The sequence below is a fragment of the Microbacterium galbinum genome (assembly GCF_023101185.1).
Lineage (GTDB): Bacteria > Actinomycetota > Actinomycetes > Actinomycetales > Microbacteriaceae > Microbacterium > Microbacterium galbinum.
The window spans coordinates 2237869-2255287 of the sequence record NZ_CP078077.1; the positions used below are offsets into that span (position 1 = coordinate 2237869).

Below are 17419 nucleotides of genomic sequence, written 5' to 3' on the forward strand. Positions count from 1 at the left end.
AAGCGGAGGCCGCCGGGAGCGATCCCGGCGGCCTCCGTCGTCGTTCAGGTCGCTGTCAGGTCGTCAGGGGACGAGAACCTGCACGTCGGCCTGCGCGAGGGCTGCGGCGATGTGCGGGGGCGGCGGGGCATCCGTGATCAGGTAGTCGGCCCGGTCGAGTTGCGCGATCTGCGCGAAGAACCGGCGCCCGATCTTCGAGGAGTCCGCCAGGATCGCGGTGCGCTCGGCGCGCTGCATCATCTCGGACATCATCGCGGCGTCGCCGAGGTTCGAGGCCGAGTACCCGCCCTCGTCGACGGCCCCGACGCCGATCAACGCGAGGTCGCAGCGGATGTCGACCTCCGGGCCGCCGGGGGTCATCGTGAACGTCACGGGTCCGGTCGTCGCCTGGGTGATCGAGCGCACCGCACCGCCGAACACGTACAGGTCGCGGAACGCGGTGGGGGCGAGCTCGGCGGGGATCCGCAGGTTGTTCGTCGCGATCGTCAGATCCTGATGATTGCGAAGCGCGCGAGCGACCGCCAACGTCGTCGTTCCGGCGTTCAACATCACCACCGAGCCGTCCTCGATCAGACCGGCGGCGAGGCGGGCGATGCGCTCCTTCTCCTCGGTCTGCACGCGCATGCGCACGTCGAGGGCGCGGTCCTTGAGCGGCCCGGTCGCGGAACTCACGGCACCGCCGTGGGTGCGCACGAGCACGCCTTCGCGGTCGAGTTGATCGAGATCGCGGCGGATCGTGTCGATCGAGACGCCGAAGTGCTCGGCGAGATCGCCGACCGTGACCTGCCCCGTCTGCTCGACGTAGCTGGCGAGATCGGCCTTCCTGCCCGCGGGGAGGCGACGACGATGTGCCGGTGCGGATGTTTCCATGCAGACATCTCTAGCACACGAAAGCGACGAACACCGCAGACTTGTGCAGAAAACGGCATATCGCGTGCATGGCTGATTATCCGCGGAATACCGGTCCCCTGCGGGAGAAGTCTGTAACGACATCTCCAGATTGACGCTTGACGCCGCGGCAAATCCGGGCATAACATGGCTCAAAACCGCATGAACAAGCATTGAAGCGCGTGATGCGGCACGATCTCGAAGAGGAGAAGTGATGAGCACAGTGCGACTGGGGCAGCGACGCATCCGGAACATCGTCGGAGCCGCCGCGGCGGCCGTGACCCTTCTGGCGGTGGCGGGCTGCGCGCCCAGCACCGGCGGCGACAGCGGTGGAGACGGCGGCGACGTGACGATCGAGTTCGCCCAGTGGTGGGAGCCGGAACTGCCCGACGGCGAGTTCCGCGCCCTCATCGACGAGTTCGAGGCGGCGAACCCCGGGATCACGGTCGATCTCGTGAGCGGGCCGTACGCCTCCACCAAGGAGCAGCTGTTCGCGGGAGCCGCGTCCGGCACCATGCCCGATGTCGTCGGTCTCGACGGCGCGTGGGTCAACGACTTCGCCTCGCAGGGAGTCATCGCCGACCTCAGCGCGCTGATGGAGGAGTACGACTACGACGACAGCGAGCTCGCCAGCCAGATCCAGGTCGACGGCAGCACGTACATGATCCCGGTCGTCAACTTCGTGTATCCGATGTTCACGAACGACGCGCTCCTCGCCGAGGCCGGTGTCGACGCTCCGCCCGCCACCCGCAGCGAGTTCGCGGATGCCGCGGAGAAGGTCTCCGCCCTCGGGGGCGACGTCTCCGGGTGGGTCCTCCCGCTCTCCCTCGAAGCGCCGAACGGTGTGCAGAACGACGTCATGTCGTGGGTCTGGGCATCCGGCGGCTCGATGCTGAAGGACGGTCAGCCCGATCTCACCAACGACGACGTGACCTCCGCGGTCGAGTACATCGGCGAGCTGTGGGACGCGGGAGTGATCGCCTCCGGTTCGTTCACGATGAAGGAGCAGGACAAGGTCGAGGAGTTCACCAACGGCCGGGCCGGCATGATGATCGACTCGCTCGCGCACATCAACCTCATCCGCGAGACGAACCCCGACCTCGAGTTCTCGATCTCGGCGATCCCCGCCGAGGACGGATACGAGGGCGAACGCGGCATTCCCTACGCCTCGTGGGGCATCGGCGTGGCCGAGAACTCCGAGCACAAGGAGGCGGCGTTCAAGCTCGTCGAGTTCCTCATGAGCCAGGAGACCAACTCGACTCTGTCGACGATGGCGAAGGCCTTCCCCGGCAACTCGACCTCGGTTCCCGACTTCGTGAACGACGACGAGCTGTTCAAGACCGCGTTCGACATCTACCAGGCCGGCTACCCCGCCAACGAGTTCACCGGGCTGCCGGTGGCGGAGGAGCTGATGCGCCAGTTCGGCGAGCAGCTGCAGTCCGCACTCGACGGGCAGCAGTCGATCCCCGACGCGCTCAAGGCGGCGCAGACGTCCTGGGAAGCGGAGTTCTGAGCTCCTCGCCTCCCGCCTGAACGGGGTGCCGCATCGCCGATGATGCGGTGCGGCACCCGACCAACCTAGGAGCCCGCACCTCATGAGCCTGAGAACGACCGACGACACCGAGGTGATCGTCACCGGGGTGCCGCACTCGCGGCGCCGACGGCAACTGCGCAAGACCACCGAGTCGTACGCCTTCCTCTCGCCGACGATCATCCTGCTGTTCGTCCTGATGATCGTGCCGATCGTGATGGTGATCGGATACTCGTTCCAGGACAACGTGATCCTGAACAAGTCGCCCGAGTTCGTCGGGATCGCCAACTACGTCGAGGTCCTCTCCGACCCCCGCTTCTGGAAGGCCACCGGCAACACGATCCTGTTCACGGTCGCGAGCGTGCTGGCGCACCTGGTGCTCGGTCTCGCGTTCGCGATGATGCTGAACAGTCCGCTCCTCGGCCGGGTCTCGCGCTCGCTGTTCCGGGCCCTCTACGTTCTGCCGTGGCTGTTCACGGTCGCGGTGATCGCGGTGCTGTGGCGCATGCTCCTCGCCCCGAACGGCGTGATCAACTTCCTGCTCAACACCGACATCGAATGGCTCGCCTCTCCGCAGCTGGCGTTGGGCACCATCATCTTCATCAACATCTGGGCGGGGTACCCGTTTTTCATGGTCAGCCTGCTCGCCGGCCTCCAGGGCGTCCCGGCCGAACTGCACGAGGCGGCCACCGTCGACGGCGCCAGCAACGTGCAGCGCTTCTGGAACGTGACGATCCCGCAGCTGCGGCCGATCATCGTGAGCCTCGTGCTGCTCGACCTGATCTGGACCTCGCAGCAGTTCGCCCTCATCTGGATGACCACCGGCGGCGGTCCGATCGACGTCACGGAGGTGCTCAGCACCTTCACCTACAAGCTCGCCTTCGCCAAGTACGACTTCTCGCTCGCCGCCACCTCGGCCGTGCTCGTGCTGCTGATGTCGATGGTGCTCGCCGTGTTCTACGTCCGTCACCAGAAAGCGAGGGACTGATCATGGCGCTCACCGTCAAGAACCGCCGCGTCGTCGCGAAGGGTTCGCTGATGATCGGACTGATCATCGGAGCCGTCTTCGCCGCCGGACCCGTGCTGTGGATGCTCTCGAGCTCGTTCAAGTCCAACACCCAGATCTTCGAGCTGCCCCCGCGGCTCATCACCGACACCTTCTCGTTCGACGCGTACATCGCGATCTTCACGAACGCCGAGACGGTGCGGTTCTTCCTCAACAGCTACATCGTCGCGGGGTCGGTCACGATCCTCACCCTGATCGTCGCGATCCAGGCGGCCTACGCCTTCAGCCGCTTCGACTTCCGGGGCAAGCGCATCCTCAACGTGGTGATCGTGAGCGTGCAGGCCGTGCCGCCCATCACGCTGCTGATCCCGTACTTCGGCCTGATGGTCGGCCTCGGCCTCTACAACTCCTACGCCGGGCTGATCCTCACGTACATGGTGTTCACGCTGCCCTACGCGATCATCATGATGACCGGCTACTTCAACACCCTGCCGCGCGAGCTCGACGAGGCCGTCCGCGTCGACGGCGCGGGGTCGTTCACGGCGCTGTGGCGCATCCTCGTGCCGATCTCGGTGCCGGGCATCGTGTCGGTGGGCATCTACACGTTCATGATCGCGTGGAACGAGTACCTGTTCGCGCTGACGCTCACACGCACGATCGACATGCGCACGGTGCCCATCGGCATCCAACTCCTGATGGGGCAGCACTCCTACGAGTGGAACCAGATCATGGCCATGAGCGTGCTCGGGTCCATCCCCGTGCTCATCCTCTTCCTCTTCTTCCAGCGCTACTTCATCAGCGGCCTCACGGCCGGCTCGGTGAAGAGCTGACCGCCACCCCGCCCGGGGCCCTCGACCATCACGAAAACAGGAGAAACACGTGCTCTACACCGGAAAATCCATCCTCGACGTCGCCAACGCGCACAACTTCGCGATCCCGGCGTTCAACATCAGCGATTGGGCGATGTTCAACGGAGTCATGGACATCAGCGAGGAGAAGAACGCGCCGGTGATCATCGCGATCCACCCGGACGAGGTCTCGCACATCACGACCGACCTGATCGCGGCGATGCACTCCCGCGCGCACCGCTCGAGCGTCCCCGTGGCGATCCACTGGGACCACGGCGGCAGCTACGAGCAGATGATCACGGCGATCAAGGCCGGGTTCACCTCGGTCATGATCGACGCATCGCTGCTGCCGTTCGACGAGAACGTCGCGCTCACGCGCAAGGTCGTCGAGGCCGCGCACGCGGTGGGCATCCAGGTCGAGGGCGAGCTGGGCACGATCGGCGCGAACGACAGCTACGGCGAGTCGGGCGCTGCGGAGATCATCTACACGAACGTCGACGACGCCGTGCGCTTCGTCGAGGAGACGGGCGTCGACAGCCTCGCGATCGCCATCGGCACCTCGCACGGGCTGTACCCCGCCGAGAAGAACCCCGAGCTGCGCCACGACCTGCTCCAGGAGATCAAGGCCGCGGTCGGCATCCCGCTCGTGCTGCACGGCGGATCGGCGAATCCGGACTCCGAACTGCGTCGCGCCGTCGAGCTGGGCATCAACAAGATCAACATCTCCAGTGACATCAAGGTCTCGTACCACAACCGCATGCGCGAGATCCTCGGCACCGACGAGCGTCTGCGCGAGCCGAACGCGATTCAGCCCGAGCCGATCGCCGCCCTGAAGGCGACCGCGGCTGAGAAGATCGAACTGTTCGGTGCGGACGGCAAGGCCGACCTGTACTGACCGGCACGGATCTCGACGCGGAGGACGATCGACGGATGACACGTGATGTGGACGGTCGGCTCGTGCTGGGGCTCGGCGGAACGGTCGACTTCGAACTGCGGTGGGACTCCGCCGTCGTCGGCCGGCTGGCCCGGGAGCATCGCATCCGGCGGCACGAGCTGACCGCCGCGGCGTCGATCGTCGACGAGCGCTCGCTCCTGGTGGCCGTGCTCGCGTTCGTCGCAGCCGGGACCGGGGCCGAGCGCTTCGTCGAGTCCTCCGAGGTGATCGAGCGCTTCGCCGCGCACTTCGACGTGGCCGTGACGCTCGGCGGCACGGGGGTGCGCGCGGGGCTCGTGCTCGACAGCCTCGGCATCCCGAGCGTGCAGCATCTTGTGAGCATCGACGACAACGTCCGCCGTCTGCTGCCGGAGCGCGTCTCGTACGTGTCGTCGGCCGACCGCGACACCCTCGATCCGCACCTGATCGTGCAGTACCCGGTCGGGGCGCACGTGCGGCTGATCGACGGTGACATCGTCTCCCCGAGCGCGAACCGGCTGATCTTCGCGAACGACCCGCCCAATCGCGAGATGCGTCTCGCCGACGATCTGCCGGCGGCCCTGGCAGGAGCATCCGTCTTCCTGGTGTCGGGCTTCAACACCATGCAGGACCACGACCTGCTCGAGCGCCGGCTCGACGAGCTGCTCGTCGCGCTCGCGTCGCTGCCCGACGACGCGCTGGTGTACTACGAGGACGCGGGTTTCTACACGCGGGCCTTCTCGCACACCGTCCGCGACCGGCTGCTCTCCCGCATCGATGTCTACGGCATGAACGAGGACGAACTGCAGGAGTATCTGGGCCGATCCGTCGATCTGCTCGATCCGGCCGATGTGATCGCCGCGCTCACTGCGATCGCCCGGCTGATCCCCGCCCCCGCCCTCGTCGTGCACACCCGGCACTGGGCGATCGCCATCGGATCGGATGCCGCGCGCCACCGCGCAGCGCTCGAGAGCGCCGTCCGGGTCGCGGCGACGCGCTACCGGCTCGGCGACGGATTCTCGTCGTCGGATGCCGAGGAGACGGCCGCGATGGCGCGGAGCCGACGCGGCGCCGAGCTCGTCGCCGCCGTCGAGCGCGGCATCGCCGGAGCGGTCGGCGTGCCGGCTTTCGCCCTCGATATCGCGGAGCCGACGACGATCGGTCTCGGCGATACCTTCGTCGGCGGGTTCCTGGCTGCGCACGCGGATGCGGATGCTGCGCACGCCGATGCGGATGCCGCGCACGCCGATGCGGATGCCGCGCACGCCGATGTGAATGGAGCTGCCCGATGAACCCGATCGCCCTCGCCCCGAACCGACCGGCCGAGCGCTTCTACCGCGGCGGTGAGCGCCTCCGCGCGTTCCGCGGCGATCCGGGGTCCGCGCCCCGCGAACCCGAGGACTGGATCGGATCGGTGACGACGGTCCGCGGCGAGGAGACCCTCGGCCTCAGCACCCTGCCCGACGGGCGGATGCTGCGCGAGGCGATCGCCGACGACCCGATCGCCTGGCTGGGGGAGGAGCACGTCCGCCGTTGGGGTGACGACGCGCGCCTGCTCGTCAAGCTGCTCGACGCGGGGGAGCGGTTGCCGGTGCATGCGCATCCGCACGACGACTTCGCGGCCGGGCATCTCGGCCGCGCGCACGGCAAAGCCGAGGCCTGGTACATCCTCGAGGGCGGGACGGTGCACGTCGGCCTGCGGGAGGACGTGACGGCCGATGCTCTCGCCGATCTGGTCGCGCGCCAGGACGTCGCCGCGCTCCTCGGTCTGCTGCACGCGATCGAGGTCGGGCCCGGCGATGTGGTGTGGGTGCCGCCGGGGGAGCTGCACGCGATCGGCGCGGGTGTTCTCCTGCTCGAACTGCAGCAGCCCGAGGACCTCTCGATCCTGCTCGAGTGGGAGGGGTTCGCGATCGACGGCCCCGGCGAGGGGCATCTGGGTCTCGGGTTCGATCTGGCCCTGACGGCGGTGAACCGCACCGGGCGTGACCGGGCACAGCTCGACGCCCTCGTCCGCACGGCGCCGCGATCGGGGTCGGCGTTCCCGGCCGCCGCCGACGAGTACTTCCGCCTCGATCGGGTTCCGGTCGACGGCGGGCCCGTGATGCTCGATCCCGGGTTCGCGATCGTCGTCGTGGTCGATGGCGAGCTCGCTCTGGGAGGACAGGGGTTCCCCGCGGGGTCGACGGTGCTCGTTCCCGCCGCGGCATCCGAGCGCGCGCTCACGGGTCACGGTGAAGCGCTGGTCGCCCGGCCGCCCGCACCGTGAGGGCGTCGAGCGCGGGCCATCCGCGCCGGATCGAGCGGTGCGGCGCGCCGACTAGACTGGACGCATGCCCGAACCGAAAGTCGCCAGCTTTCCGGCGATCCGCGGTGCGCTGAAGTTCTACCAGATCGCGTCGATCATCACCGGAGTCATGCTGCTCCTGCTGCTGACCGAGATGGTGCTGAAGTACACGCCGATCCACCTCGAACTGTTCCTCGGAGGATCGGGCGGACCGCTCTGGTTCGCCGGCGTGCTCGCCGGCGCCGACTGCGAGTGGTGGTCGCTGTTCGCCCCCTGGACGAACTCGTGCGAGATGACCTCGCTCGGCGACGGCTTCAACGTGTCACTGGCGATCCTCGTCGCGCACGGCTGGTTCTACGTCGTGTACCTCTTCGCGTGCTTCCGCATGTGGAGCCTGATGCGCTGGCCGTTCCCGCGCTTCATCCTGCTCGCCCTCGGCGGCGTGATCCCGCTGCTGTCGTTCTTCATGGAGGCCATCGTGGCCCGTGAAGTCAAGACCTACCTCGCCACCCGAGAGGCCTCAGAGGTCTCCGCTCCCGCCCCGGAAGGTGCCCGTTGACCGAACAGTCCGAGACCCAGCAGCGCCCCGCGCTCGTCGTCGACTTCGGCGCGCAGTACGCGCAGCTGATCGCCCGCCGCGTGCGCGAGGCCGGCGTCTACAGCGAGATCGTGCCGCACACCGCGACCGCCGCCGAGATCGCCGCCAAGAACCCGGTCGCGATCATCCTCTCCGGAGGGCCCTCGTCGGTGTACGAGGAGGGAGCGCCGCGCCTCGACCCCGCGGTGTTCGACCTCGGCGTGCCCACGCTCGGCATCTGCTACGGCTTCCAGTACATGGCCCAGACGCTGGGCGGCGAGGTCGCGAACACCGGCCTGCGCGAGTACGGGGCGACGGATGCCGTCATCACGGGTGACGGCGGAACGCTGCTCGGCGGCCAGCCCGTCGAGCAGAACGTGTGGATGAGCCACGGCGACCAGGTCGCGCGTGCTCCCGAGGGCTTCGACGTGCTCGCGACGACGGACGCGACCAAGGTCGCGGCGTTCGCGAACGAGGACCGCGGCTTCTACGGCGTGCAGTGGCACCCGGAGGTCAAGCACTCCGATCACGGCCAGCGCGTGCTCGAGAACTTCCTGCACAAGGGTGCGGGCCTCGCGTCCGACTGGAACAGCGGCAACGTGATCGCCGAGCAGATCGAGCGCATCCGCGAGCAGGTGGGCGACGCCCGCGTCATCTCGGCGCTCTCGGGCGGTGTCGACTCCGCGGTCTCCACCGCGCTCGTGCACAAGGCGATCGGCGATCAGCTCACCGCCGTGTTCGTCGACCACGGGCTCCTCCGCAAGGGCGAGCGCGAGCAGGTCGAGAAGGACTACGTCGAGTCCACCGGCGTGCGTCTGATCACGGTCGACGCCGCCGACACCTTCCTCGGCCACCTGAAGGGTGTCACAGACCCCGAGGAGAAGCGCAAGATCATCGGACGCGAGTTCATCCGCGCGTTCGAGAAGGTGCAGCTCGACCTGGTCGCCGAGGCGAAGGCCTCCGGCGGCGCCCCGGTCAACTTCCTCGTGCAGGGCACGCTCTACCCCGACGTCGTCGAGTCCGGCGGCGGTGCGGGCACGGCGAACATCAAGTCGCACCACAACGTGGGCGGTCTGCCCGACGACCTCGACTTCGAGCTGATCGAGCCGCTGCGTGCGCTGTTCAAGGACGAGGTCCGGGCGATCGGGCGCGAGCTCGGCATCCCCGAGGCGATCGTCGGCCGACAGCCGTTCCCCGGCCCCGGCCTGGGCATCCGCATCATCGGCGAGGTCACGGCCGACCGTCTGGAGATCCTCCGCGAGGCCGACGCCATCGCCCGTGAGGAGCTCACCAAGGCCGGGCTCGACCAGGAGATCTGGCAGTGCCCCGTCGTGCTCCTCGCCGACGTGCGCTCGGTGGGTGTGCAGGGCGACGGCCGCACTTACGGCCATCCGATCGTGTTGCGTCCCGTGTCGAGCGAAGACGCGATGACGGCCGACTGGACGCGCCTGCCGTACGACGTGCTCTCCAAGATCTCGAACCGCATCACCAACGGCGTGCGCGACGTCAACCGCGTCGTGCTCGACGTGACCTCGAAGCCGCCGGGGACGATCGAGTGGGAGTAGGGGAGACGATGCTCCCCGCGTCGGCGCCGGCCCTGCCGGACGCCGAGTACCTGGTGCTGTCGAGTCGGCTCATCCCCGACCTCGACGGCGGCTACACGATCGCGACGCTGTCGCGCGCCCGGCAGCTGGCCGGTGCGGGCGTGGCCGAGGGGCGTGGGCCGCAGCTGCTCACCTTCGACCCGGGTACCGCGGCCGACCACGCGCAGCACCGGGAGACGTTCGTCTCGCGCGGTGCTCTGGTCAACGCCTCCCGCCTGCGGAATCTCTTCGACGAGGCCGTCGGCGCCGAGGGCGGAGCGGCCGCGTGGCTGCGATCGGTCGCCGATCCCGCCCTCGTCGCGAACCCGGGGGTCGAGTACCGCACGATCGCGGATGCCGAGGGTCGGCCGTTCGTCGCGCTCCCGGTGATCCCGGGCAATCCCGACTGGCACCTGAGCGTCGAGCCGGTGCAGATCTTCGACGCGGACGGAGAGGTCGTAGGCGGCGTCGCCGGTTTCGGCGGACTGTACCGCGCGTGGCTGTCGCACCTGGCCGCGGGCCTCGGCGACCGCCCGATCGTCGTCATCTGCGAATCGCGCCAGCTCGGCGAGCTCATCGTGGGGTGGCAGGACCCGCGCGTGCGCATCCTCCACACGATCCACACCATCCACCTCGAGGCTCCCTACACGGCGGATGCCCCGACCAACGCCCTGTGGACGCGCTGGTTCGCCCTCTCCGACCGTTTCGACGCCGTGATCTGGCCGACGGCGACGCAGCGCGACGACGTCGTGGCACGCTTCGGCACGGCGGCGCGGAACGAGACCGTGCCGAACCCGATCCCGGCCGTCGCGCGCCGCGACGACCTGCGGGAGCCGGGACTGGTCGTGGTGCTCGGACGCCTGGCTCCGGGCAAGCGCGTCGATCAGGCCATCCGCGCATTCCTCGCCGCCGACGTGCCCGACACTCGCCTCGAGATCTGGGGCGGCGGACCGGAGCAGGAGCGCCTGACCGCCCTCATCGCCGAGCTCGGTGCGGCGGATCGCGTCGTGCTCGCCGGGTACACCGACGACCCGGGGCGCGTTCTCGACCGGGCCTCGGTCGTGCTCACCGCCACCGCCTTCGAGGGGCAACCGCTGTCGATCGTCGAGGCGCTGCTGCACGGCGCGCCGGTCGTGTCGTACGACGTGCGCTACGGCATCCGCGACGTCCTGGGCACGGGCGGGGGAGTGCTCGCTCCGAGCGGCGATGTCGATGCGTTGGCCGCCGCCCTGCGCGGCGTGCTGGCCGACCCGGCGCTGCTCGCACGGCTGAGTGCGGAGGCCCCCGACGTGGCCGCGGCATGGAGCCCCGAGAAGTCGCTGAGCGCGCTCACCGCCGTGATCGATGCGGCCGTGCGTCGGCCGCCCCGGCGCTGAGAACACGCTCGAAAGAGCGCTCGAGAAGAAATCTCGGAGAATTCCGGATCGCATGTCGATCCGACGCGTTCCCGTTCGACGTCTTTGATGAGAGGGTCGAGACACGATCCCATCGATCAAGGAGAACACCATGAAGTACATGCTCATCATGCGCGCGACCGACGAGGCCGTCGATGCGTACAAGGAGATCCCCTTCGAGCAGGTCATCGAGGCGATGGGGAAGTACAACGAGTCCATGATCAAGGCCGGCGTGCTGGCAGCGGGCGAGGGACTCACCGATGCCGCGGAGGGCTTCGTCGTCGACTTCAGCGCCGAGATCCCGCTCATCACCGACGGCCCCTACGGCGAGACCAAGGAGCTGTTCAACGGATTCTGGATCCTCGAGGTGTCGAGCCGCGAGGAGGCCGCCGAGTGGGCGAGCCGTGCACCGCTCGGACCCGGATCGTTCCTCGAGGTGCGCCGGGTGACCGACGCCTCGGACTTCCCCGCCGACAACGAGTGGATCGAGAAGGAAGCAGGCTGGCGCGAGGAGCAGGCGCAGCGCGCCCAGCAGTGAGATGCCCCCCTCCTCCGACGATGCGGCGGTGCGTCCCCTTCCCCCACCGGGGACGGTGGAGCGCACCGTCGCCGCGGTCTGGCGCATCGAGTCGGCGAAGATCGTCGGCACGCTCGCCCGCATGGTCGGCGACTTCGGGTGGGCGGAGGACCTCGCCCAGGAGGCGCTGCTCGATGCACTACGGCAGTGGCCGGTCGAGGGTGTGCCCCGCAACGGCGCCGCCTGGTTGACGGCCGTCGCGAAGCGCAGAGCGATCGACGGATGGCGGCGGCAGGAGCGCCTTGACGACCGCATCGCCGTGCTCGCCCACGACCTGGAGCGCGAGCAGGCCGAGGGGACCGACGCCGTGCCCTGGGACCCGGACGCCGTCGACGACGACGTGCTCCGGCTGATGTTCATCGCCTGTCACCCCGTGCTGTCACGCGAAGCCCAGGTGGCTCTCACCCTGCGCGTGGTCGCGGGGCTGTCGAGCGAGGAGATCGCTCGCGCGTTCCTGGTTCCCACGGCCACCGTGCAGCAGCGCATCGTGCGGGCGAAGAAGACGCTGGCCGCGGCGGGGGTTCCGTTCGAGACTCCTCCGCGCGAAGAGCACACCGCCCGTCTCGGGGCGCTCCTCGGCGTCGTGTACCTGATCTTCAACGAGGCCCATGCGGCGAGCAGCGGGCCGGAATGGATGCGGCCGGACCTCGCCGACGAGGCGATCAGGCTGGGGCGTGTGCTGGTCGGGCTCATGCCGCGCGAGCCGGACGCCCTCGGGCTGCTCGCTCTGATGGAGCTCACCGCGGCGCGGTTCCCGGCGCGGACCGATGCGCAGGGCGATCCGGTGCTGCTCGGCGACCAGGATCGACGGCTGTGGGACCGCAGCCGGATCACGCGAGGACGTGCCGCGCTCGCGCAGGCGGATGCCGTCGGCCGAGGCCGTGGCGCCTATGGCCTGCAGGCGGCGATCGCCGAGTGCCATGCCCTCGCTCCGTCGATCGAGGAGACCGACTGGGAACAGATCGTCGTGCTCTACGAGGCGCTCGGGCGGCTCGCCCCGTCGCCCGTCGTGGAACTCAACCGCGCGGCCGCCGTCGCGATGGCGACGGGGCCCGCCTCGGCGCTGAAGGTAGTCGATCAGTTGGAGGCATCCGGAGTTCTGCGCGGCTACCACCTGCTGCCGGCGACACGGGCCGAGATGCTGCGCCGCCTCGGGCGTGAGGACGAAGCGCGCAGCGAGTTCGCGACAGCCGCCGCCCTCACCGGCAACGACCGTGAACGTGCGCTGCTGGAGGCGAAGGCGCGCGGCGAGCGGACATGACTTCGCCCCCACCGGGGACCGGAGGGGGCGAAGCGTCGCGATCAGCGCACGGAGCGGTGATCAGGCCTTACTGCGACTGCCACGACCGACGATGAGGCCGTAGATCAGCAGCACGATGATCGATCCGCCGATGGCGAGGAGCCATGTGCCGAGATCCCAGAACTCGGTGAGCGGGCGGTTGAGGATCAGCGAACCGAGCCACCCGCCGAGCAGGGCGCCGACGACGCCCAGCAGCAGCGTGATGAACCATCCACCGCCCTGCTTGCCGGGCAGGATCAGTTTCGCGATGGCCCCGGCGATGAGACCGAGAAGAAGAAAGCCGAGAAAGCTCATGATGACCTCCTGTGTGCAGACGAGGTTCGTCTGATGGATCAACTCTGCGCTCTCAGGAAGCTTTCAGGAAACCCCTTGCGCGGCGAGGCGGAACATGGCAGGAGGCCCGCCTCCGAAGGGAGACGGGCCTCGTGAGCGACTGACGACGGATCGTCAGTTGTTGCCGCGGACGATCGCGATGATGCGCAGGATCTCGACGTACAGCCAGACGACCGTGACCATGATGCCGAAGGCGCCGAGCCAGCCGTAGACGCGGGGAGCGCCGTTGCGCACACCCTGCTGGATCTGGTCGAAGTCGAGCACCAGCGAGTAGGCGGCCATGATGACCACGAGCACGCCGATGATCAGTCCGAGCGGGATGCCCATGATCTCGGCGCTGTAGAGGCCGAAGGCCTGGCTCGCGGGCAGGACGCCGGTCCACATGAGCACGAGGTTCAGCAGCGAGAAGACGAGGTAGCCGACCATCGCGACCATGAAGATCTTGGTGGCCTTCTTCGACGCGCGGATCTTGCCGCTGGCGAAGAGGGCGAGGGTCACGCCGACGACCGAGATCGTCGCGAGCGTGGCCTGCAGCACGATGCCCGGGTAGAGGACCTCGAAGAACGCCGAGATGCCACCGATGAACAGGCCCTCGAGGGCGGCGTAGGCGAAGATCAGCGCCGGACGCACCTTCTTGCGCGAGGTGAAGGTGATGATCATCGCGAGGACGAAACCGCCGAGCGCACCGATCATCCACGGCACGAGCGACACGGTCGAGAACGAGTTGATGTCGGTGCCGCCGAGCGTCCACACCCAGCCGATGGCCGCGGTGACGAGGAGGATGCCGAACAGGCCGGCCGTCTTCCAGACGGTGTCCTCGACGGACATGCGGTCGGTCTCGATCGAGCCCGCCGGCGGAGCCGCGTACATGCCCTCGAGCTGCGCGTTGGCCGCGGCGTCGACGGTGGCGTGCTGGAACGATGCGGCCTGGGCTCCCCGAGCACCCTGCGGTGCGCCGGGGTAGGTCGCGACATTGCGCGGATCCTGCTGCTTGAAAGCAGGGTTGTTGAATGCGAAGTTGCTCATGGTGGGCCTCACTCCAGAAGGGTGTCGTAGGTCGCTTTCCTCCACGATACCGGCGTGGGGCGCGCGATGGGGTGTTCTACGCTGAGAGCGTGCCCAGGAAACCTCCCCTCGTCATCGGACACCGGGGCGCGCCCGGGTATCGCCCGGAGCACAGCCGCTCCTCGTACGAGCTGGCGCTCGCGATGGGCGTGGATGCCGTCGAACCCGATGTCGTCGCGACGAAGGACGGCGTGCTGGTCGTGCGCCACGAGAACGAGATCTCGGGCACGACCGATGTGGCGGAGCATCCGGAGTTCGCCGATCGACGCACCACCAAGCGGGTCGACGGGCAGGCGCTGACGGGCTGGTTCACCGAGGACTTCACCTGGGACGAGCTCTCGACGCTCCGCGGGCGCGAGCGTCTGCCCGAGGTGCGCGCCACGAGCGCCAGCTTCGACGGCGGGCAGCCGATCCTGCGCCTCGTCGACCTGCTCGACCTCGTGCGGCGCGGGTCGGTCGAGCACGGGCGCGAGATCGGCGTGGTGCTCGAGGTCAAGCACGCCACGTACTTCGCGAGCATCGGTCTCGACCTCGTGCCGCTGATCGAGCGCGATCTGCGGGCCGCCGGCTGGGCGGACGGAGAACTGCCGCTGATCATCGAGTGCTTCGAGCAGACCGTGCTGGGGCAGCTGCGGGCCCGCGGCATCCCGGCCTCCTACATCTACCTGATCGAGTCGTCCGGCCGCCCCTACGACCAGCTCGTCGCCCACGGCAAGAGGGCGCTCACCTACAAGGCGACGGTCGCACCGCGGGGTCTCAACGGCCTGATCGGCGCGGTCGACGGCATCAGCGTGAGCAAGAAGATGCTGCTGGCTCACGGCAACACGATCGTCGCCGACGCGCATGCGCGGGGCCTCAAGGTCTTCACCTGGACGTGCCGGCCGGAGAACGCCTTCCTCGCGCCCGAGTTCCGCGGCGACGGGGGCAAGGGCGCCTTCGGCGACTACGAGGCGGAGTGGGGCGTGATCGCGCGACAGGGGATCGACGGCGTCTTCGTCGATCACCCCGACCTGGGCGTGGCGTTCTTCCGCGGCTGAGGGATCGGGCACCGGCAGAGCCGTCGTCGGAGCGACCCGGCGGTGCGCGGCGGGAGCGTCGGAGCCGGATGCCAGACTGGCCCGCATGAGTGGAATCGTCGTGGAAGACGTCAGCCGGGCCTTCGGGACGGTGCAGGCCGTCCGGTCGGCCACACTGCGCGCGGAACCGGGGCGCGTGACCGGACTCGTCGGGCCGAACGGCGCGGGCAAGACGACCCTGCTCCTGATGCTGGCCTCGCTGCTCGCCCCCGACACCGGCACGATCCGCATCGGCGGCGTCGACCCGATGGTCGATCCGCTGGCCGCCCGCAAGATGCTCGGATGGATGCCCGACGCGCTCGGCGCCTGGCCCTCGCTGACGGCGCGCGAGACACTCGTGACCACGGGTCGGCTGTACGACATCGCACCGACGGATACCGCGCATCGCGCCGCCGCGCTGCTCGACCTCGTCGGGCTCACCCCGCTCGCCGATTCCCCCGCGAAGGTGCTCTCCCGCGGGCAGAAGCAGAAGCTCGGGCTCGCCCGGGCGCTCGTGCACGACCCCCGGGTGCTGCTGCTCGACGAGCCCGCCTCGGGACTCGATCCCGAGGCCCGTGTGCAGCTGCGCGTGCTGCTGCGCCGTCTCGCCGCCGAGGGGCGCACCGTGCTCATCTCCAGCCACATCCTCTCGGAGCTCGAGGAGGTCGTCGACGACGCCGTCTTCCTCGTCGCGGGGGCGGTGGTCGACGCGGCGCCGGCCCAGGCATCCGTCCGCGCCTGGCGGATCCGGCTGGTCGGCGCCTCGACCGATCGGTTGGCCGCCGACGCCTGGCAGGTCGCGTCGACCCTCGGGGTGGCTCCGGAGTCGCTCGGCGCCGACCGCGGAGCCGTACTGATCGGCTTCGAGACCGAGGAGTCCGCCGCGCGCGCGCTGCAGAGGCTGGTCGCCGCGCAGCTCCCGATCTCGGAGTTCGCGCCGGCGCAGAGCGCGCTCGAACACACGTTCCTGCATCTGAATCCGACGGTCGTACCCCCGCCCACGGCTCACCCCGGAACGGAGGCCGGAGCATGAGCATCGCCCATATCGGCACCATCGCCCGTCTCGAATTGACCCAGCGCCTGCGCAGTGTCGGTTGGTACGTGCTGCTCGGCGTCTTCGCCGTGGTGCTCCTCGGGGTCACTGCGCTGTCGTCCGCCGTCTACTCCTACGGCGACGCCCCGGGGGCGGGGATCTTCTCGATCGTCGTGAACATGGTGCTCCTGCTCGTCGTGCTCGTGTCGCCCACGCTGAGCGGCAACGCCATCAACGGAGATCGCGAATCGGCGACCCTCGCCGCGATCCAGGTGACCGCGGTCTCGACCGGCGACATCATGCTCGGCAAGCTCGTCGCCGCGATCGCGACGGGCGGGGCATTCCTGCTCGTCGCGCTGCCCTTCCTCGCCTTCTCACTGCTCGGCGGGGGCGCGGACCCGCTGGTGCTGCTCATCTCGATCCTCGTACTGGCCGCGGAGATCGTCATCGTCGCGGCCATCGGGGTGGGGCTGAGCGGTCTGATCGCGCGTCCACTGTTCTCGGTCGCCACGACGTACCTCGTGGTCGCCGGTCTGGTGATCGGCACGCTCATCGTGTTCGCGCTGGGCGGGCTCGCCGTGCGCGGCGAGGCGACGAACTACAGCCGTCCCTACGACGAGAACGGCCCGATCTGCGACCAGTGGGAGGAGTACACCTACGAGGTGCCGCGCTTCGATCTCGTGTGGTGGGCGCTCGCCGCGAACCCCTTCGTCGTGCTGGCCGACGCCACGCCCACCGAGTACGGAAGCGGCGGGTATCCGGTCGATCTGTTCGGGCAGATCAAGTACGGGGTGCGCAGCGCGCAGCTGTCGCCCCTCGAACAGCGCTGGGACGACTGCGCGGCGGGGAGCCCCGGTCCGACTCCGCGCGAGGTGATCGACTCCACGGTGCCGAGCTGGTTCGTCGGGCTCGGAGTGCAGGTCGTGATCGCCGGGTCGCTGTTCGCCGGGGCGTGGTCGCGCACGCGCACGCCCGCACGGATGCTGCCGCCGGGGACGCGCATCGCCTGAGCTCCGGTCGCGGATGCCG

17 protein-coding genes are annotated in these 17419 nt (G+C 69.0%); 14 read left to right on the top strand and 3 right to left on the bottom strand.

The genetic code is table 11. The features are described 5' to 3' along the window. Positions 1-63 precede the first annotated feature (63 nt). Positions 64-870: a DeoR/GlpR family DNA-binding transcription regulator gene (locus tag KV396_RS10900; protein WP_247623164.1), complete on the bottom strand. Its 807-nt coding sequence runs from the start codon at positions 868-870 to the stop codon at positions 64-66. A gap of 232 nt (positions 871-1102) precedes the next feature. Between KV396_RS10900 and KV396_RS10905 the strand changes: the two genes are divergently transcribed. The 11 genes from KV396_RS10905 to KV396_RS10955 all read left to right on the top strand — a co-directional run bounded on the left by KV396_RS10905 (position 1103) and on the right by KV396_RS10955 (position 12865). Next, positions 1103-2401, top strand: coding sequence for an ABC transporter substrate-binding protein (locus tag KV396_RS10905; RefSeq protein WP_247955725.1), 1299 nt, complete (start codon positions 1103-1105; stop codon positions 2399-2401). An 82-nt stretch (positions 2402-2483) separates the two neighbouring features. Beyond that, on the top strand, positions 2484-3407 hold the full coding sequence (locus KV396_RS10910; RefSeq protein ID WP_247623162.1) for a carbohydrate ABC transporter permease: 924 nt from the start codon (positions 2484-2486) through the stop codon (positions 3405-3407). A gap of 2 nt (positions 3408-3409) precedes the next feature. Next, positions 3410-4255: a carbohydrate ABC transporter permease gene (locus KV396_RS10915; protein ID WP_247632737.1), complete on the top strand. Its 846-nt coding sequence runs from the start codon at positions 3410-3412 to the stop codon at positions 4253-4255. A 49-nt stretch (positions 4256-4304) separates the two neighbouring features. Next, positions 4305-5168, top strand: a complete 864-nt coding sequence (locus KV396_RS10920; protein WP_247623160.1) for a ketose-bisphosphate aldolase — start codon at positions 4305-4307, stop codon at positions 5166-5168. Positions 5169-5203: 35 nt separating this feature from the next. Continuing rightward, positions 5204-6478 carry an ADP-dependent glucokinase/phosphofructokinase gene (locus KV396_RS10925; RefSeq protein ID WP_247955726.1) on the top strand — a complete coding sequence of 425 codons (1275 nt, stop codon included), beginning with the start codon at positions 5204-5206 and terminating at the stop codon, positions 6476-6478. After that, the gene (locus KV396_RS10930; protein ID WP_247955727.1) at positions 6475-7455 is read left to right on the top strand and encodes a class I mannose-6-phosphate isomerase; all 981 of its coding nucleotides are present in this window, start codon (positions 6475-6477) and stop codon (positions 7453-7455) included. The genes KV396_RS10925 and KV396_RS10930 overlap by 4 nt, the downstream gene beginning before the upstream one ends. Positions 7456-7519: 64 nt before the next feature. Next, positions 7520-8032 (top strand): DUF3817 domain-containing protein, encoded by a 513-nt coding sequence (locus tag KV396_RS10935; protein WP_247623157.1) that lies wholly within the window; start codon positions 7520-7522, stop codon positions 8030-8032. Continuing rightward, a complete protein-coding gene (guaA, locus tag KV396_RS10940; protein ID WP_247955728.1) occupies positions 8029-9615 on the top strand; it encodes a glutamine-hydrolyzing GMP synthase in 1587 nt (528 codons plus the stop codon). The genes KV396_RS10935 and guaA overlap by 4 nt, the downstream gene beginning before the upstream one ends. Positions 9616-9623: 8 nt before the next feature. After that, a complete protein-coding gene (locus tag KV396_RS10945; protein WP_247955729.1) occupies positions 9624-11009 on the top strand; it encodes a glycosyltransferase in 1386 nt (461 codons plus the stop codon). A 130-nt stretch (positions 11010-11139) separates the two neighbouring features. Next, positions 11140-11565 (top strand): YciI family protein, encoded by a 426-nt coding sequence (locus KV396_RS10950; RefSeq protein WP_247955730.1) that lies wholly within the window; start codon positions 11140-11142, stop codon positions 11563-11565. A 1-nt stretch (position 11566) separates the two neighbouring features. After that, complete coding sequence (locus KV396_RS10955) at positions 11567-12865, top strand: RNA polymerase sigma factor (protein ID WP_407665514.1); 1299 nt, start codon at positions 11567-11569, stop codon at positions 12863-12865. A 60-nt stretch (positions 12866-12925) separates the two neighbouring features. Here the strand turns inward: KV396_RS10955 and KV396_RS10960 are convergent, their stop codons facing one another. Beyond that, positions 12926-13198 carry a GlsB/YeaQ/YmgE family stress response membrane protein gene (locus KV396_RS10960; RefSeq protein ID WP_247623152.1) on the bottom strand — a complete coding sequence of 91 codons (273 nt, stop codon included), beginning with the start codon at positions 13196-13198 and terminating at the stop codon, positions 12926-12928. A gap of 153 nt (positions 13199-13351) precedes the next feature. Next, on the bottom strand, positions 13352-14263 hold the full coding sequence (locus KV396_RS10965; protein ID WP_247955731.1) for a Bax inhibitor-1/YccA family protein: 912 nt from the start codon (positions 14261-14263) through the stop codon (positions 13352-13354). 89 nt (positions 14264-14352) lie between these two features. Between KV396_RS10965 and KV396_RS10970 the strand changes: the two genes are divergently transcribed. The 3 genes from KV396_RS10970 (at position 14353) to KV396_RS10980 (ending at position 17400) form a co-directional block, all read left to right on the top strand. Then, positions 14353-15339 (top strand): glycerophosphodiester phosphodiesterase family protein, encoded by a 987-nt coding sequence (locus KV396_RS10970; protein ID WP_247955732.1) that lies wholly within the window; start codon positions 14353-14355, stop codon positions 15337-15339. 85 nt (positions 15340-15424) lie between these two features. Beyond that, positions 15425-16390 carry an ABC transporter ATP-binding protein gene (locus tag KV396_RS10975; protein ID WP_247955733.1) on the top strand — a complete coding sequence of 322 codons (966 nt, stop codon included), beginning with the start codon at positions 15425-15427 and terminating at the stop codon, positions 16388-16390. Next, a complete protein-coding gene (locus KV396_RS10980; RefSeq protein WP_247955734.1) occupies positions 16387-17400 on the top strand; it encodes an ABC transporter permease in 1014 nt (337 codons plus the stop codon). Before KV396_RS10975 ends, KV396_RS10980 begins: the two co-directional genes overlap by 4 nt. Positions 17401-17419: the final 19 nt, after the last annotated feature.

Coding starts and splice junctions, on each gene's coding strand:
- KV396_RS10900 (WP_247623164.1), bottom strand. CDS start 870: ATGGAAACATCCGCACCGGCACATCGTCGTCGCCTCCCCGCGGGCAGG.
- KV396_RS10905 (WP_247955725.1), top strand. CDS start 1,103: ATGAGCACAGTGCGACTGGGGCAGCGACGCATCCGGAACATCGTCGGA.
- KV396_RS10910 (WP_247623162.1), top strand. CDS start 2,484: ATGAGCCTGAGAACGACCGACGACACCGAGGTGATCGTCACCGGGGTG.
- KV396_RS10915 (WP_247632737.1), top strand. CDS start 3,410: ATGGCGCTCACCGTCAAGAACCGCCGCGTCGTCGCGAAGGGTTCGCTG.
- KV396_RS10925 (WP_247955726.1), top strand. CDS start 5,204: ATGACACGTGATGTGGACGGTCGGCTCGTGCTGGGGCTCGGCGGAACG.
- KV396_RS10930 (WP_247955727.1), top strand. CDS start 6,475: ATGAACCCGATCGCCCTCGCCCCGAACCGACCGGCCGAGCGCTTCTAC.
- KV396_RS10935 (WP_247623157.1), top strand. CDS start 7,520: ATGCCCGAACCGAAAGTCGCCAGCTTTCCGGCGATCCGCGGTGCGCTG.
- KV396_RS10945 (WP_247955729.1), top strand. CDS start 9,624: ATGCTCCCCGCGTCGGCGCCGGCCCTGCCGGACGCCGAGTACCTGGTG.
- KV396_RS10950 (WP_247955730.1), top strand. CDS start 11,140: ATGAAGTACATGCTCATCATGCGCGCGACCGACGAGGCCGTCGATGCG.
- KV396_RS10955 (WP_407665514.1), top strand. CDS start 11,567: ATGCCCCCCTCCTCCGACGATGCGGCGGTGCGTCCCCTTCCCCCACCG.
- KV396_RS10960 (WP_247623152.1), bottom strand. CDS start 13,198: ATGAGCTTTCTCGGCTTTCTTCTTCTCGGTCTCATCGCCGGGGCCATC.
- KV396_RS10965 (WP_247955731.1), bottom strand. CDS start 14,263: ATGAGCAACTTCGCATTCAACAACCCTGCTTTCAAGCAGCAGGATCCG.
- KV396_RS10975 (WP_247955733.1), top strand. CDS start 15,425: ATGAGTGGAATCGTCGTGGAAGACGTCAGCCGGGCCTTCGGGACGGTG.
- KV396_RS10980 (WP_247955734.1), top strand. CDS start 16,387: ATGAGCATCGCCCATATCGGCACCATCGCCCGTCTCGAATTGACCCAG.